The sequence below is a fragment of the Herbaspirillum lusitanum genome (assembly GCF_046025995.1).
Lineage (GTDB): Bacteria > Pseudomonadota > Gammaproteobacteria > Burkholderiales > Burkholderiaceae_D > Herbaspirillum > Herbaspirillum lusitanum_A.
The window spans coordinates 59,885-77,642 of record NZ_JAQQFM010000015.1 but is presented as its reverse complement, the minus strand read 5'-3'; the positions used below and the strand labels follow the sequence as shown (position 1 = coordinate 77,642).

Below are 17,758 nucleotides of genomic sequence, written 5' to 3'. Positions count from 1 at the left end.
GGCACGATTGGTCACGTTGACCACGGCAAGACCACGCTGACAGCAGCAATCGCAACCGTGTTGTCGAAGAAATTCGGCGGCGAAGCGAAGGCCTACGATCAGATTGATGCAGCGCCAGAAGAAAAGGCACGCGGCATCACCATCAACACAGCTCACGTTGAATACGAAACAGCCAACCGCCACTACGCGCACGTTGACTGCCCAGGCCACGCCGACTATGTGAAGAATATGATCACTGGCGCAGCGCAGATGGACGGCGCGATCCTGGTGTGTTCGGCTGCAGACGGCCCAATGCCACAGACCCGCGAACACATCCTGCTGTCGCGTCAGGTCGGCGTTCCTTACATCATCGTGTTCCTGAACAAGGCCGACATGGTGGATGATGAAGAGCTGCTGGAACTGGTCGAAATGGAAGTGCGCGAGCTGTTGACCAAGTACGAATTCCCAGGCGACGATCTGCCAATCATCAAGGGTTCGGCCAAGCTGGCGCTGGAAGGCGACACAGGTCCCCTGGGCGAGCAAGCGATCATGGCGCTGGCCGAAGCGCTGGACACCTATATCCCGACACCGGAACGTGCTGTTGACGGCGCCTTCCTGCTGCCAGTGGAAGACGTGTTCTCGATTTCGGGTCGCGGCACCGTGGTGACCGGCCGTGTTGAACGCGGTATCGTGAAGGTCGGCGAAGCACTGCAAATCGTCGGTATCCGCGACACACAAGACACAGTGTGCACCGGCGTCGAAATGTTCCGCAAGCTGCTGGACCAAGGTCAGGCAGGCGACAACGTTGGCGTGCTGCTGCGCGGCACCAAGCGTGAAGACGTGGAGCGCGGTCAAGTTCTGGCGAAGCCAAACTCGATCAAGCCACACAAGCACTTCACAGGCGAAATCTACGTTCTGTCGAAGGACGAAGGCGGCCGTCACACACCATTCTTCAACAACTATCGTCCACAGTTCTACTTCCGTACAACGGACGTAACTGGTTCGATTGAGTTGCCGAAGGACAAGGAAATGGTTATGCCAGGCGACAACGTGTCGATCACAGTGATGCTGATCAACCCGATCGCGATGGAAGAAGGTCTGCGTTTCGCGATCCGCGAAGGTGGCCGTACTGTTGGCGCCGGTGTGGTTGCCAAGATCCTGGCTGACGCGTAATAGTAAAAGTTGTAATCGCCGCGACTCGGGAAATTCCCGTCTCGCGGCGTTCATGTCTGAGCGGTAGGCATTGAGTTGCCAAGCTGGTTTGCTCGGATAAGCGTTTTGAACGTAGGGGTGTAGCTCAATTGGCAGAGCGCCGGTCTCCAAAACCGGAGGTTGGGGGTTCGATGCCCTCCGCCCCTGCCACCGATTCCGGTGTAGGGTACTGAAAGTAAATATGTCTAGCCAGCCTGTACAAACCGTCAACACTTCAAGCGACAAGCTCAAGATTGCATTAGCAATCGTGGCGGTGGTTGCTGGTGTGGTCGGTTTTTTTGTGTTGTCTGATCAGTCGACGCCGGTGCGTGCTGTTGCGCTGGTGGCTGGTCTGCTGGTGGCGATCGGATTTGCTTGGACTTCTGCGCAAGGCCGCGGCTTTATCGGCTTTGCCAAAGAGTCGGTACGCGAAACCAAGAAAGTCGTCTGGCCTACCCGCAAGGAAGCAATGCAAATCACGGCGATCGTGTTTGCCTTCGTGCTGGTCATGGCGATCTTTCTCTGGGGTACGGATAAGCTGCTCGAATTCTTGTTGTACGACGTAATTTTGGGCTGGAAATAACATGAGCGATAGCACACAGGACAGCGCACCGATTGGTGCGCAAAGCGTTTCAGGCGCCGGAAAAAAGCGCTGGTACGTGGTGCATGCATATTCCGGCATGGAAAAGAGTGTTCAGCGCGCCTTGACCGAACGCATCATGCGCGCCGGCATGGAAGAACAGTTTGGCCAGATTCTGGTGCCGACTGAAGAAGTTGTGGATATGAAAAACGGTCAGAAGTCTGTGACTGAGCGTCGTTTCTTCCCGGGCTATGTGCTGGTTGAAATGGAAATGACGGATGAAACCTGGCATCTGGTGAAGAACACCAGCAAGGTGACCGGTTTCATCGGCGGCAAGTCGAATCGTCCAACGCCGATTCCTCCGCACGAAGTCGACAAGATCATGCAGCAGATGCAGGATGGCGTCGAAAAGCCGCGTCCAAAGGTGCTCTACGAAGTGGGCGAACTGGTCCGCATCAAGGATGGTCCCTTTACCGATTTCAACGGCAATGTCGAAGAAGTGAACTACGAAAAATCGCGCGTGCGCGTCTCGGTCACCATCTTCGGCCGCGCTACTCCGGTCGAGCTCGAATTCGGCCAGCTGGAAAAAGTCTGATCCTCCCCGGATTCTCACTCTCCCCAGAATAAAAAGACAAGCGCCTGCAGGAGCGCGCCGGATCAAGTTTTGCCGATCCGGTCAATCTTGCAACAGAGGAGCCAAAGTAGGACGCCGCAAGGCGGATGAACCGGCGCTAAAACTCAATTAAAAGGAGCCATCATGGCAAAGAAGATCATTGGTTTTATCAAGCTGCAAGTGCCAGCTGGTAAAGCAAACCCATCCCCACCGATCGGTCCAGCGCTGGGTCAGCGCGGTCTGAACATCATGGAATTCTGCAAGGCTTTCAATGCGCAAACTCAAGGCGTTGAACCAGGTCTGCCGATTCCAGTCGTGATTACTGCTTTCGCGGACAAGTCCTTCACTTTCGTGATGAAGACCCCGCCAGCAACGATCCTGATCAAGAAGGCTGCCGGCATCCAGAAGGGTTCGCCGAAGCCACACACTGACAAGGTCGGCAAGATCACCCGCCAGCAAGCGGAAGAAATCGCAACCCAGAAGAAGCCGGACTTGACCGCTGCTGATCTGGAAGCCGCTGTGCGTACCATCGCTGGTTCCGCACGTTCGATGGGCATCACGGTAGAGGGTCTGTAATGGCTAAGTTATCCAAGCGCGTAAAAGCAATCAAGGCCAAGGTTGATCGTACCAAGGCTTATCCTTTCGACAACGCTGTTGCCCTGATCAAGGAATTTGCAACTGCCAAGTTCAACGAGTCGATCGACGTGTCGGTTCAACTGGGCGTTGACGCCAAGAAGTCGGACCAGGTCGTTCGCGGTTCCGTGGTGCTGCCGGCTGGTACAGGCAAGACCGTTCGCGTCGCCGTATTCGCTTCGGGCGAAAAGGCCGAGCAAGCCAAGGCTGCCGGCGCCGACGTGGTCGGTATGGAAGATCTGGCTGAACAGGTGAAGGCCGGTAACATGCCGTTCGACATCGTGATCGCTTCGCCGGACACCATGCGTATCGTCGGTACTCTGGGTCAGATTCTGGGCCCGCGCGGCCTGATGCCTAACCCGAAGGTCGGTACCGTGACCCCTGACGTCGCTACCGCCGTCAAGAACGCCAAGGCTGGTCAAGTGCAATACCGTACCGACAAGGGCGGCATCATTCACGCCACCATCGGTCGCAAGTCGTTCAGCGATGCAGATCTGAAGACCAATCTGCTGGCACTGATCGAAGCACTGAACAAGGCCAAGCCAGCCAGCAGCAAGGGTATCTACCTGCGCAAGGTTTCGCTGTCGTCCACCATGGGCGCCGGTGTCCGCGTGGATCAAACCACTCTGTCGGCTTAAGTAAAGAATCAAGTCCTCGCCCTTTCCGGGTGAGGCGCATCTTTGGGCTGAACCGGATTCGCAGTAAAAATCCGGTTCAGGCAATCAAAGACCGTTGGGCAAAGTGCAGCAGGCAGGCACGGAGTTAAATCGCCGGATACGCAAGTAGCCGGTACCCAGCGCAGATGGTGAACCCGAACAAGTTTTGTAGTCTCACACAGCATTTTTCATTTTGCACTATGCTGCAATGAACTCCTAAACCTCGGACGCCGTGTTCGAACCGGTGTAAGGCAAGCGGACATCTCTGCCCGTGTAGTCGCCGAGCATCATTTTTGGAGGTTGATCTTGAGTCTCAATCTGAATGACAAAAAGGCCGTAGTCGCCGAAGTTTCCGCAAAAGTTGCAACTGCGCAAACTATCGTCGTGGCCGAATACCGTGGCATCCAGGTTGGTCACTTGACGCAACTGCGCGCCAAAGCGCGTGACCAGGGCGTGTATCTGCGCGTGTTGAAAAACACACTCGCACGTCGCGCCGTCGAAGGTACCGCGTTCGCCGACCTCGCTCCACAACTGACCGGTCCGCTGATCTATTCGATCTCGGAAGATGCCGTTGCCGCAGCCAAAGTCATCGCTGACTTTGCTAAGACCAACGACAAGCTGGTTGTGAAAGCAGGTAACTATGCAGGCAAGCCGCTGGATAAGGCAGCTGTGGTTGCATTGGCGAATATCCCGTCCCGCGAAGTTCTGCTGGCCCAATTGCTGGGCATGATGCAGGTTCCTGTGGCTGGTTTCGCGCGTGGTCTGGCTGCTCTGGCAGCCAAGAAAGAATCCGAAGCAGCATGATGGTGCGCCGCGTACGCGCGGCGATCTCTGCAGTTTCGACGTTCTGCGTCAGTAACCGATTAGATGTTATTACCGAAATAAATTTAGGAGTTTCAAATGGCAATTAGCAAAGACGAAATCTTGGAAGCCGTAGGCGCCTTGACCGTGCTGGAACTGAATGACCTGGTTAAGGCATTCGAAGAAAAGTTTGGCGTTTCCGCTGCAGCAATGGCTGTCGCTGGTCCTGCCGCTGGTGGCGCTGCTGCCGCTGCTGAAGAGCAAACCGAGTTCACCGTTATCCTGTCGGAAATCGGCGCAAACAAGGTTGGCGTGATTAAGGCTGTTCGCGAAATCACCGGTCTGGGTCTGAAGGAAGCTAAGGATCTGGTCGACGGCGCACCGAAGCCAGTCAAGGAAGGCATCGCCAAGGCTGACGCTGAAGCTGCAAAGAAGAAGCTGGAAGAAGCTGGCGCCAAGGCAGAACTGAAGTAAGTTTCTGCTTGCCATCCAGGGCGAGCTGTTACGCCGGAGTCAAAGTGCAGAATTCCTTGAAAAAGGGATTCGGCTTTGGCTCCTTTGTCGTTTCTTATTTTTGTTTGTTTGGCGCAATGCAATCTTTCCGTTGTCGGGAATATTAAGCGCTAACAAGGCAAAAACCAAGGACTGAGATTTGAAGATTTGCAGATATCGGTTCGGCTGACGCCGGAGCGAGTCTTGAACTCTCAATCCTTCCTGTCACTCACGGAGTGTCCATGCACTACTCATTTACTGAGAAGAAGCGTATTCGTAAATCCTTTGCGAAACGCGCTAACGTCCACAACGTTCCGTTTCTGCTAGCGACTCAGATCGAGTCATATCAGACGTTCCTGCAAGCCGAAAAATTAGCATCGGCTCGTAAGAATGAAGGCCTGCAATCTGCTTTTTCATCGATTTTCCCTATCGTTTCGCACAATGGTTTTGCGCGACTCGAGTTCCTGTCATATGTGCTGGGCGCGCCCCCGTTCGATGTCAAGGAATGCCAACAACGTGGCCTGACTTTCGCATCGCCGCTGCGCGCCAAGGTGCGTCTGGTGATTCTGGACAAGGAATCGCCGACCAAGCCGGTCGTCAAGGAAATGAAGGAACAGGAAGTCTACATGGGCGAATTGCCGCTCATGACGACTACCGGTTCGTTCGTCATCAACGGCACCGAGCGCGTGATCGTTTCCCAGTTGCACCGTTCGCCGGGCGTGTTCTTCGAGCACGACCGCGGCAAGACGCATTCGTCGGGCAAGCTGCTGTTCTCGGCGCGTATCATTCCTTACCGCGGTTCGTGGCTGGATTTTGAATTCGATCCGAAGGACATCCTGTTCTTCCGCGTCGACCGCCGCCGCAAGATGCCGGTCACGATCCTGCTGAAGGCTATCGGGATGACGTCGGAACAGATCCTGGCGAACTTCTTCGTGTTCGACAACTTCAACCTGCACGCCGAAGGCGCCGAGATGGAATTCGTCTCGGAGCGTCTGCGTGGTGAAGTCGCGCGTTTCGACATCAGCGACAAGTCGGGCAAAGTGCTGGTCGCCAAAGACAAGCGCATCAACGCCAAGCACGTGCGCGACATCGAAGCCGCCGGTATCAAGCACATCTCCGTGCCTGAAGACTATCTGCTGGGCCGCGTGCTGGCCAAGAACATCATTGACGGCGACACCGGTGAAGTCATTGCCAGCGCCAACGATGAGCTGACCGAAGAACTGCTGGCCAAGCTGCGCGAATCCGACATCTCGGATATCCAGACCCTGTACACCAACGACTTGGATCAAGGCGGCTACATCTCGCAGACACTGCGCACGGATGACACGTCCGACCAGACCGCTGCCCGTATCGCGATCTATCGCATGATGCGTCCTGGCGAACCGCCGACCGAAGATTCGGTTGAGGCGCTGTTCAACGGCCTGTTCTACAGCGAAGATCGTTATGATCTGTCGGCTGTGGGCCGTATGAAGTTCAACCGTCGCGTCAGCCGCGATGAGTTGACCGGCACCATGACGCTGTCGAACGAAGACATCCTGGCGGTGATCAAGATTCTGGTGGAACTGCGCAATGGCCGCGGCGAAGTCGATGACATCGATCACCTGGGTAACCGTCGCGTACGTTGCGTCGGCGAACTGGCGGAAAATCAATTCCGTGCCGGTCTGGTGCGTGTTGAGCGCGCGGTCAAGGAACGCCTCGGCCAGGCCGAAGCGGACAACCTGATGCCGCACGATCTGATCAACTCCAAGCCGATCTCGGCCGCGATCCGTGAATTCTTCGGTTCGTCGCAGCTGTCGCAGTTTATGGACCAGACCAACCCGCTGTCGGAAATCACGCACAAGCGTCGCGTTTCCGCTCTGGGACCTGGCGGTCTGACCCGCGAACGCGCCGGCTTTGAAGTGCGTGACGTGCACCCGACCCACTACGGCCGTGTATGCCCGATCGAAACGCCTGAAGGCCCGAACATCGGTCTGATCAACTCGCTGGCGCTGTACGCTCGCCTGAACGAATACGGTTTCCTGGAAACCCCGTATCGCAAGGTTGAAGGCAGCAAGGTTACCAACCAGATCGACTACCTGTCGGCCATCGAAGAAGGCCGCTACATCATCGCTCAGGCGAATGCGACCATCGACGCTTCGCTGAAGCTGTCCGATGAGCTGGTCTCGGCCCGTGAAGCCGGCGAAACCATTCTGGTCTCGCCAGAGCGCGTGCAGTACATGGACGTGGCCCCGGGCCAGGTCGTGTCGGTGGCGGCGTCGCTGATTCCGTTCCTCGAACACGATGATGCGAACCGTGCATTGATGGGCGCCAACATGCAACGTCAGGCGGTTCCTTGCCTGCGTCCGGAAAAGCCGCTGGTCGGCACCGGTATTGAGCGCACCGTGGCGGTTGACTCGGGTACCACCGTGCAGGCACTGCGTGGCGGTATCGTCGACTACGTCGATGCAGGCCGTGTCGTGATCCGCGTGAACGATGAAGAAGCCCAGGCTGGTGAAGTCGGCGTCGATATCTACAACCTGATCAAGTACACCCGTTCGAACCAGAACACCAACATCAACCAGCGTCCTATCGTCAAGGTGGGTGACCGCGTTGCCAAGGATGACGTGATCGCCGACGGCGCATCGACGGATCTGGGCGAACTGGCTCTGGGTCAGAACATGCTGGTGGCGTTTATGCCATGGAACGGCTACAACTTCGAAGATTCGATTCTGATCTCCGAAAAGGTTGTGGCTGATGACCGCTACACCTCGATTCACATCGAAGAGTTGTCGGTTGTGGCACGTGACACCAAGCTGGGCGCGGAAGAAATCACCCGCGACATCTCGAATCTGGCTGAAAACCAGCTGGCGCGTCTGGACGAATCCGGCATCACCTACATCGGTGCTGAAGTTGAAGCCGGCGATACGCTGGTCGGCAAGGTGACGCCTAAGGGCGAAACCCAGCTGACACCTGAAGAAAAGCTGCTGCGCGCGATCTTCGGTGAAAAGGCTTCGGACGTGAAGGACACTTCGCTGCGCGTGCCTTCGGGCATGGTCGGCACCGTCATCGACGTGCAGGTGTTCACCCGCGAAGGAATCCAGCGCGACAAGCGTGCTCAGCAGATCATCGATGATGAACTGAAGCGCTATCGTCTGGACCTGAACGACCAGCTGCGTATCGTTGAAGGCGATGCCTTCCAGCGTCTGGAAAAGCTGCTGATCGGCAAGGTCGCCAATGGCGGCCCGAAGAAGCTGGTCAAGGGCACCAAGCTGGACAAGGCTTACCTGGACGATCTGGACAAGTACCACTGGTTCGACATCCGCCCGGCGGATGACGACATGGCGACTGCGCTGGAAGCGATCAAGGAATCGATCGCCGAGAAGCGTCACCAGTTCGATCTGGCCTTCGAAGAGAAGCGCAAGAAGCTGACGCAAGGCGATGAACTGCCGCCAGGCGTGCAAAAGATGGTCAAGGTTTATCTGGCGGTGAAGCGTCGTCTGCAACCCGGCGACAAGATGGCGGGTCGTCACGGTAACAAGGGTGTGGTTTCGCGCATCCTGCCGATCGAAGACATGCCGCACATGGCTGACGGTACTCCTGCAGACATCGTGCTGAACCCGCTGGGCGTCCCTTCGCGGATGAACGTCGGCCAGGTGCTGGAAGTTCACCTGGGCTGGGCAGCCAAGGGCCTGGGCCTGCGTCTGGGCGAGATGGTCAAGGCACAAGTGCAGATCGCTGAATTGCGCAAGTTCCTGACGACCATCTACAACGAATCGGGCAAGAAGGAAGCGCTCGACGAGTTCTCGGATCACGAGATCCTGGAACTGGTCGACAACCTGAAGAAGGGCGTGCCGTTTGCGACCCCGGTGTTCGATGGTGCACACGAAAGCGAAACCCGCCGCATGCTGGATCTGGCTTACCCGGATCACATCGCCAAGCAGCTGGGCATGACGCCTTCGAAGAATCAGGTCACCATGTATGACGGCCGTACCGGCGAAGCTTTCGAGCGCACCGTGACCGTCGGCTACATGCACTACCTGAAACTGCACCACCTGGTGGACGACAAGATGCACGCGCGTTCGACCGGTCCTTACTCGCTGGTGACTCAGCAGCCTCTGGGCGGCAAGGCGCAGTTCGGCGGCCAGCGTTTCGGCGAAATGGAAGTCTGGGCACTGGAAGCCTACGGCGCATCGTATGTGCTGCAGGAAATGCTGACCGTGAAGTCGGACGACGTGAATGGCCGTACCAAGGTTTACGAGAACCTGGTCAAGGGCGATCACGTGATCGACGCCGGCATGCCGGAGTCCTTCAACGTGCTGGTCAAGGAAATCCGTTCGCTGGGTATCGACATCGATCTGGAACGCGACTGATGTTGCAACGGCCGGAATGCCTCAAGGCATTCCGGCCTTAGGTTTTCGTTTGCAGGCAGTCGTCTGCAAACAAGCATCTGCAGTAGAAATTCAGTAGCAAAGTCAAATAGCAGTTCAGGCCGTGCCAGTCTGTCCCGGTACGTGCGGAACCGAAAGTAGTCCCGGCTCTCCCGCACGTGCGAACAGGGTGTAAGCAGCTTGGCACCGCCGCCTCGTTATTCGTTATACAAAGACATAGCGTTTTCACGCCAACCTGGAGTGATACATGAAAGCACTGCTCGATCTATTCAAGCAAGTTCAGCAAAACGAACAATTCGACGCGATCAAAATTGGTCTGGCGTCGCCTGAGAAAATCCGTTCGTGGTCCTACGGCGAAGTCAAAAAGCCGGAAACCATCAACTACCGTACCTTCAAGCCAGAACGCGACGGCCTGTTCTGCGCCAAGATCTTTGGCCCGATCAAAGATTACGAATGCCTCTGCGGCAAGTACAAGCGTCTGAAGCACCGCGGCGTCATCTGCGAAAAATGCGGCGTTGAAGTCACGCTGGCCAAGGTGCGCCGTGAGCGCATGGGCCACATCGAACTGGCTTCGCCGACTGCCCACATCTGGTTCCTGAAATCGCTGCCGTCGCGTCTGGGTATGGTCCTGGACATGACCCTGCGCGATATCGAACGCGTGCTGTACTTCGAAGCCTATGTCGTGACCGATCCAGGCATGACTCCGCTGAAGAAGTGCCAGATCATGTCGGAAGACGACTACGCCGCCAAGTACGAAGAGTACGGCGACGACTTCACCGCATTCATGGGCGCCGAAGGCATCCGTGAATTGCTGCGCGCGATCGACATCGACCGCGACGCAGAAACTCTGCGCGTGGAACTGAAGGAATCGAAGTCCGAAGCCAAGATCAAGAAGTACGCCAAGCGCCTGAAGGTGCTGGAGGCGTTCCAGCGTTCGGGCATCAAGCCTGACTGGATGATCATGGAAGTGCTGCCGGTGCTGCCGCCGGAACTGCGCCCACTGGTCCCGCTGGACGGCGGCCGTTTTGCGACCTCCGATCTGAACGATCTGTATCGCCGCGTCATCAACCGCAACAACCGTCTGAAGCGTCTGATGGAACTGCGCGCGCCTGAAATCATCACGCGCAACGAAAAGCGCATGCTGCAGGAAGCGGTTGACTCGCTGCTGGACAACGGCCGTCGCGGTAAGGCGATGACCGGCGCCAACAAGCGTCCGCTGAAGTCGCTGGCTGAAATGATCAAGGGTAAGGGCGGCCGTTTCCGTCAGAACTTGCTGGGCAAGCGCGTCGACTATTCCGGCCGTTCGGTCATCGTGGTGGGTCCGCAGCTCAAGCTGCACCAGTGCGGTCTGCCCAAGCTGATGGCGCTGGAACTGTTCAAGCCTTTCATCTTCAACAAGCTGGAACTGATGGGTCTGTCGACCACCATCAAGGCGGCGAAGAAGCTGGTGGAAGCGCAAGAACCAGTGGTCTGGGACATCCTGGAAGAAGTCATCCGCGAACACCCGGTCATGCTGAACCGCGCACCTACGCTGCACCGTCTGGGCATTCAGGCTTTCGAGCCGGTCCTGATCGAAGGCAAGGCGATCCAGCTGCACCCGCTGGTTTGCGCGGCGTTCAACGCCGACTTCGACGGCGACCAGATGGCGGTTCACGTGCCTCTGTCGATCGAAGCGCAGATGGAAGCGCGCACGCTGATGCTGGCGTCGAACAACATTCTGTTCCCATCGAACGGCGAACCGTCGATCGTGCCGTCGCAGGATATCGTGCTGGGTCTGTACTACGCGACTCGCGAAGCGATCAACGCCAAGAACGAAGGCATGTTGTTCCAGGACGTGTCGGAAGTCATCCGCGCGTACGACAACAAGGAAGTCGAACTGGCGACGCGCATCACCGTGCGTATCGTCGAAAATCCCAAGGATCTGGTGACCGGCGAATTCGTGCGTACTGTCAAGCGTTACGAAACGACTGTCGGCCGCGCCATCCTGTCGGAAATTCTGCCCAAGGGCCTGCCATTCTCGGTGCTGAACCGCGCCCTGAAGAAGAAGGAAATCTCGAAGCTGATCAACACGTCGTTCCGCAAGTGCGGTCTGCGCGCGACGGTCGTATTTGCTGACCAACTGATGCAATCGGGCTTCCGTCTGGCAACCCGCGCCGGCATCTCCATCTGCGTGGACGACATGCTGGTGCCGCCGCAAAAGGTCACCCTGATCGCGGCTGCCGAAAGCGAAGTCAAGCAGATCGAACAGCAATACGCTTCCGGTCTGGTGACCGCAGGCGAACGTTACAACAAGGTGGTGGACATCTGGGGCAAGGCCGGCGACGAAGTCGGCAAGGCCATGATGGACCAGCTGAAGGTGGAAGACGTCGTTACCCGCGAAGGCAAGAAGACCACTCAGGAATCGTTCAACGCGATTTACATGATGGCCGACTCCGGCGCCCGTGGTTCCGCCGCTCAGATCCGTCAGCTGGCCGGTATGCGCGGCCTGATGGCCAAGCCGGATGGTTCGATTATCGAAACGCCGATTACCGCGAACTTCCGCGAAGGTCTGAACGTGTTGCAGTACTTCATCTCGACGCACGGCGCTCGTAAGGGTCTGGCTGATACCGCGTTGAAGACTGCGAACTCGGGTTACCTGACACGTCGTCTGGTCGATGTGACCCAGGATCTGGTGGTGATCGAGGACGATTGCGGCACCGTCAACGGCGCGTCGATGAAGGCGATGGTCGAAGGTGGTGAAGTGATTGAAGCGCTGCGCGACCGTATCCTCGGCCGTGTTGCTGCAACCGACATCGTCAATCCGGAAACACAAGCCACTCAGTACGAAGCCGGCACACTGCTGGACGAAGACATCGTGGAAGACATCGAGCGTCTGGGCATCGACGAAGTCAAGGTCCGCACACCGCTGACCTGCGACACCCGTTACGGTCTGTGCGCCAAGTGCTACGGTCGCGATCTGGGCCGCGGTTCGATGGTCAATGCCGGTGAAGCTGTGGGCGTTATCGCTGCGCAGTCGATCGGTGAGCCAGGTACTCAGCTGACCATGCGTACCTTCCACATCGGTGGTGCAGCGTCGCGTGCGGCAGTGGCCTCGTCGGTGGAAGCCAAGTCGAACGGTACCGTTCGCTTCACGGCGACCATGCGTTACGTCACCAACGGCAAGGGCGAGCTGATCGTCATTTCCCGTTCGGGCGAAGTGCTGATCACCGACGACCTGGGCCGTGAGCGTGAGCGCCACAAAGTGCCGTACGGTGCGACTCTGATCGTCAAGGACGGCATGGTCATCAAGGCCGGTACTGCGCTGGCAACATGGGATCCGCTGACACGTCCGATCATCACCGAGTACACCGGTACCGTGAAGTTCGAAAACGTGGAAGAAGGCGCCACCGTTGCCAAGCAGATCGATGAAGTGACCGGTCTGTCGACCCTGGTGGTAATCGATGCCAAGCGTCGTGGTCCGTCGTCCAAGGTTCTGCGTCCGCAGGTCAAGCTGTTGAACGAGCAGGGCGAAGAAGTCAAGATCGCCGGCACCGAACACGCAGTGACCATCGGCTTCCAGGTGGGCGCGCTGATTACCGTGAAGGACGGTCAGCAAGTTCACGTGGGTGAAGTGCTGGCGCGTATCCCGACCGAATCGCAAAAGACGCGGGATATTACCGGCGGTCTGCCACGCGTGGCCGAACTGTTCGAAGCACGTTCGCCGAAGGATGCCGGCATGCTGGCCGAAGTCACAGGTACCGTGGCCTTCGGTAAGGAAACCAAGGGCAAGCAGCGTCTGGAAATCACGGACATGGACGGCGTCAAGCACGAGTTCCTGATTACCAAGGACAAGCAAGTGCTGGTGCACGACGGCCAGGTGGTGAACAAGGGCGAAATGATCGTGGACGGCCCGGCCGATCCGCAAGACATTCTGCGTCTGCTGGGTATCGAAGCGCTGGCGCGTTACATCGTCGACGAAGTGCAGGACGTGTACCGTCTGCAAGGCGTGAAGATCAACGACAAGCACATCGAAGTGATCGTGCGTCAGATGCTGCGTCGCGTGCAGGTTGTGGATCCGGGCGATACCAACTACATCACCGGCGAACAGGTCGAACGTTCGGAACTGCTGGACGAAAACGATCGCGTCAATGCCGAGACCAAGATCCCTGCAACGTATGAAAACGTGCTGCTGGGTATCACCAAGGCATCGCTGTCGACCGACTCGTTCATCTCCGCCGCGTCGTTCCAGGAAACTACCCGTGTCCTGACCGAAGCTGCGATCATGGGCAAGAAGGACGGCCTGCGCGGTCTGAAGGAAAACGTGATCGTCGGTCGCCTGATCCCGGCTGGTACCGGTCTGGCTTACCACCGTGCCCGCAAGGAAAAAGAAGTGTGGGAAGCCGAAGAGCGTGTAGCCTTGCTCGAATCGGAACGCGCTTCGCGTGCACCGATGGAAGAAGAACCGACCATCGAAACCACTTTCGGCAGCAGCGAAGGCGAAGCATGATGGTTTGAACATTGACCGCACGCTGGCCTTCAGAGGCGGATGTGCGGACAATGAGCAGCAAAGAAAAACGGCGTCAGAAGAAATTCTGGCGCCGTTTTTTATTGGTGTCGCGAATAGCCCTCACATGTCGGAGAAAAGCCTCGCGTTCAATTAAATTTTCTTAATGGTAAGGATGTTCTTTACATTTATTAAATAATAACCATTACTATTTGCCGTTCTGCCGGTTTCGCAGCAGATCGCTCTGAACGCTGTTGCCGAGCCACATCGCGCCGGGTTCATGCGATCAAAAAATCGGTGCCTATGCCTTGTTCTAACGCGCGCGGAGCTTAAAACCAAACAAGGCAATCGCGGCAGAACCCGAACTCGCATTCATCTCGTATCAGCATCAATAAAATCAGGTAGCCAGCATAGTCAGTCGCCAGTGACCTAATCCACTCAGGGGAGGGCAACTATGTTTCTATCAAAAAAGAAGCTGGCACTGGCTATGGCTGTCGTGTTGCAGCAATGGGCCATGACGCCGGCACTGGCGCAACAAAACACATCATTGCAATTGGCGGCGGCGAATCGTCCGCTGGATGAAGTCTCGGTGAACTCTACCCGAGGCATCGGCGGCGATATCAATCGTGTGGCGGCAACCGTTTCGGTGATCACCGCCGAAGAAATCGAGCAACAGAACGCCAAGGACATCAAGGACGCCCTGCGCTATGAGCCGGGCGTGGAAGTACGCCGCTCCAGCTATCGCGTCGGCGGCGTGACGGGCGCCTCCGCGACAATGGGGCGCGGCGGCAATGAAGGCATCAGCATCCGCGGCCTCGACGGCAATCGCGTCATGTTGCTGGAAGACGGCGTGGCCTTGCCGCGCGCATTCAGCCAAGGCACCTTGAGCGCCGGGCGCGGTGCCTATACTGACACCGATCTCTACCAGCGCATCGAGATTCTGCGCGGTCCAGCCTCATCCATGTACGGCAGCGACGGCCTCACCGGCGTCGTCAATTTTGTCACCAAGGATCCGCAGGACTTGCTCAATGTTTTCGGCAAAAGCAGCTACTTTGCCCTGCGTCCGTCTTACGATTCCAGCGACAGCAGCTATGGCGCCACCGGCACCATGGCGTTCGGCAACGAGAGCGTGCAAGGGATGCTGGTGCTGAACGCGCGACACGGCAACGAGACTGAAACCAAGGGCGACAACGATAGCCGCAGCGCCAATCGCACCAAGGCCGATCCGCTGACCTATAACAACCGTTCCGCGCTCGGCAAGCTGGTCTTTAAAATTGATCCGCGCAATGCCATCAAACTGAGTGTCGAGACAGTTGAAAACCGTCTGCGCGGCGACAGCCTGTCGGCCGTTACCTCGGTCATCAGCGGCTATCAAAGCACCAGCAATGTCGACAGCAACAAGCTGCAAGCGATCTTCGAACATGATGATGCGGACAACCGCGTCGCGCAAAAGCTGCGCGCCAATCTCTACTACCGCGACTCCAGGACCCAGCAATATTCATCCGAGAGCGGCACCACGGTCGGCGCCACGGTGCGTCCGCGTTATCGCGATATTACTTACAAGGACGATATCTTCGGCGGCGGCGTACTTGCCGAGAGTAGTTTCAAGACCGGCGCCATGCAGCACAAGCTGACCTATGGCATCGACGCCAGCGTGGCGACCTTGCAGATGTCTGCTTCCGGCACCGGCTGGACGACGTGTACCGGCACGCAATATTGCGAATATTTCCCCAAGACCGAGTACAGCGTTTTCGGCGCCTATCTGCAAGACGACATGCGCATCGGCGCCTTGAGCGTCATCCCCGGCCTGCGTTATGACGGCTACAAGATCAAGCCCGAGGCCAGCGCCAAATATGACGCGCAGGCAGTGAACGGCCAGCCGGCAGCGACCAGCAAGGACAGCGCCTTGTCGCCGCGCCTGGCCTTCATCTATGAAGTGTCGCCGGCCTTCGCGCCGTATGTGCAATATGCGCGCGGCTTCCGTTCGCCGTCGCCGCATGAGGTCAACTCCTACTTCAACAACGCCAGCCAAGGCTACTCGCAGATTGCCAATCCCAACCTGAAAGCGGAAACCAGCAACTCCTATGAGCTCGGCTTCCGTGGCAAGCTGGCGACGTCTGTGGGCAACCTCAGCTATAGCGGCGCGGCCTACTACGGGCGCTATCGCAATTTCATCAATCTGGTCGCAGTATCGGGCGCCGGCACGGTGGCCAATCCCACCATCAATCAATACATCAACGCGGCCAAGGCCACTATCCGTGGTGTCGAAGGGCGCCTCGACTGGCGCTTGGAAAACGGACTGACACTCAAGAGCGGTTTCGCCTATACCAAGGGCACCACAACCAATCAGAACGGCCTGGAAACCGGGCTGGAATCCGTTGCCCCGCTATCGGTTGTGGCGGGTGCGCGCTATGAGCCGAATCAGGTCTGGTTTGTCCAGAGTGACGTGATTTACAACACCGCCAAAAAACGCGAAGACATTCCGACCTCGACCAACTTCGTCTCGCCGTCTTTCTTCGTGTTTGATCTGAGCACCGGCTATCGCTTCAGCAAGAATGCCGTGCTCTACGCCGGCATCCGCAATCTGTTCGACCGCAAATACTGGAGCTGGACCGACATGCGCGGCCTGTCGATCGCCGACAGCGCAACCAACAAGGATGCGTATACCGAACCGGGCCGCAGCTTCAATCTCAGCATGAAGTTTGAATACTGATCTCCGCCAACGCTGAAAAGCACTTAACCGAAATGAGGCAAAGCATGAGTCAATCACTGAAGTACAAGAAACTGGGCGCGCTGCTGTTGGCCGCCGGCGTTCTGAGCATGGCAGCCTGCTCGACCACGCCAGGCGCGTCGAACGCCGATCTGGCGGAACGCTGGTCCAGCCTGCGGGCCGAGCAACCGAAGCTGCATCCACGCGATGCTGCGCAGAAGCTGAACGTGTCGGAAGCCGAGCTGGTGGCCACCACGGTCGGCAAGACGGCAACTCGCCTGCGCGACGGCAGTGCAAACTACAAGGCAGTCTATGATCGCCTGTACGAGTTGGGACAGATCAAGGCGATTACCCGCAATGACACCGCCGTGCTGGAGCGCGTGGGCAGTGTCACCAAGGCCAAACTGAATGAAGACGGCCGGGTGGTCCCGGGCACCGGTTTTGCCGGCGGCCCGATTGACCTGCGTTTCAGCACCGACAATTGGCGCTCGGCGTTTGCCGTCGTGCAGCCGGGGCGCGAAGGCAAGCTCAGCCGCAGCCTGCAATTTTTTGACGGGCACGGCGACGCGGTGCACAAGGTCTATCTGGATAACGAAGCCGGTATCGCTGCCTTCGACAAACTGGTTGCCGATTTCAAGGCCGCAGACCAGATGGCGGAGATGAAGCTCGACAAGGCCCCATCGCGGCCGCCGCGCAAGCAGGATAGCGAAGTCGACGTCAAGGAGCTGCGCGCTTCCTGGAACGAGATGAGCGACGTGCATGAGTTTCCGCGCCTGCTGAAGGATCTGGGCATCTCGCGCGAACAGGCGCTGGGATTGATCGGCAAGGATGCGGCCTATCGCATCAGTGCGCAGTCGGTGCAAACCTTGATCGAAAGTGCCGCCAGGCAAGAGCAGCCGATCATGGTGTTCGTCAGCAACGCCGGCATGACGCAGATCTTCAGCGGCAATGTCAAAAAAGTGCAGACCATCGGTGAATGGTTCAATGTGCTGGATCCGGAGTTCAACCTGCATCTGCGCTCGGCCGGTATCGATCACGGTTGGGTGGTCAAGCGTCCGGGCAAGGATGGTGTGATCACTTCGGTCGAGTTCTACGACGCCAAGGGTGATCAGGTTGTCAACTTCTTTTCGCGGCGCGACCGCAACAAGGAAGAATCTGGCACATGGCGCCAGATTGTTGGCAGTCTGGCATCTGCTTCTTAGGCTGAGCGCCGGATAATCAGGCCGGAATCAACAAAATTGCGCGTTTCCGGA

Annotated in this window: 11 protein-coding genes and 1 tRNA gene; all 12 read left to right on the top strand. The window is 57.6% G+C overall.

What is annotated here, in order from left to right; translation table 11 throughout:
- Positions 1-1,152, top strand: a 1,152-nt coding sequence (gene tuf / locus PQR62_RS24500) for an elongation factor Tu (RefSeq protein ID WP_408160693.1), incomplete at its 5' end; no start/stop codon positions are given.
- Between the two features lie 113 nt (positions 1,153-1,265).
- Positions 1,266-1,341 (top strand) — tRNA-Trp (locus PQR62_RS24495).
- Between the two features lie 31 nt (positions 1,342-1,372).
- On the top strand, positions 1,373-1,753 hold the full coding sequence (secE, locus tag PQR62_RS24490; RefSeq protein WP_408160692.1) for a preprotein translocase subunit SecE: 381 nt from the start codon (positions 1,373-1,375) through the stop codon (positions 1,751-1,753).
- A 1-nt stretch (position 1,754) separates the two neighbouring features.
- Positions 1,755-2,345, top strand: a complete 591-nt coding sequence (gene nusG / locus PQR62_RS24485) for a transcription termination/antitermination protein NusG (RefSeq protein WP_408160691.1) — start codon at positions 1,755-1,757, stop codon at positions 2,343-2,345.
- A 162-nt stretch (positions 2,346-2,507) separates the two neighbouring features.
- Positions 2,508-2,939: a 50S ribosomal protein L11 gene (rplK, locus tag PQR62_RS24480; RefSeq protein WP_408160690.1), complete on the top strand. Its 432-nt coding sequence runs from the start codon at positions 2,508-2,510 to the stop codon at positions 2,937-2,939.
- Entirely contained in the window at positions 2,939-3,634 is a 696-nt protein-coding gene (gene rplA / locus PQR62_RS24475) for a 50S ribosomal protein L1 (RefSeq protein WP_408160689.1), read from the top strand. The genes rplK and rplA overlap by 1 nt, the downstream gene beginning before the upstream one ends.
- A 324-nt stretch (positions 3,635-3,958) precedes the next feature.
- Entirely contained in the window at positions 3,959-4,456 is a 498-nt protein-coding gene (gene rplJ, locus PQR62_RS24470; protein WP_408160688.1) for a 50S ribosomal protein L10, read from the top strand.
- A gap of 96 nt (positions 4,457-4,552) precedes the next feature.
- Positions 4,553-4,927 (top strand): 50S ribosomal protein L7/L12, encoded by a 375-nt coding sequence (gene rplL, locus PQR62_RS24465; RefSeq protein WP_408160687.1) that lies wholly within the window; start codon positions 4,553-4,555, stop codon positions 4,925-4,927.
- 260 nt (positions 4,928-5,187) lie between these two features.
- Complete coding sequence (gene rpoB, locus PQR62_RS24460; RefSeq protein WP_408160686.1) at positions 5,188-9,294, top strand: DNA-directed RNA polymerase subunit beta; 4,107 nt, start codon at positions 5,188-5,190, stop codon at positions 9,292-9,294.
- 265 nt (positions 9,295-9,559) lie between these two features.
- Complete coding sequence (gene rpoC, locus PQR62_RS24455; RefSeq protein WP_408160685.1) at positions 9,560-13,798, top strand: DNA-directed RNA polymerase subunit beta'; 4,239 nt, start codon at positions 9,560-9,562, stop codon at positions 13,796-13,798.
- Between the two features lie 451 nt (positions 13,799-14,249).
- The gene (locus PQR62_RS24450) at positions 14,250-16,508 is read left to right on the top strand and encodes a TonB-dependent hemoglobin/transferrin/lactoferrin family receptor (RefSeq protein ID WP_408160684.1); all 2,259 of its coding nucleotides are present in this window, start codon (positions 14,250-14,252) and stop codon (positions 16,506-16,508) included.
- Between the two features lie 44 nt (positions 16,509-16,552).
- Complete coding sequence (locus PQR62_RS24445) at positions 16,553-17,707, top strand: hemin-degrading factor (RefSeq protein WP_408160683.1); 1,155 nt, start codon at positions 16,553-16,555, stop codon at positions 17,705-17,707.
- The last annotated feature ends 51 nt before the right edge of the window (positions 17,708-17,758 follow it).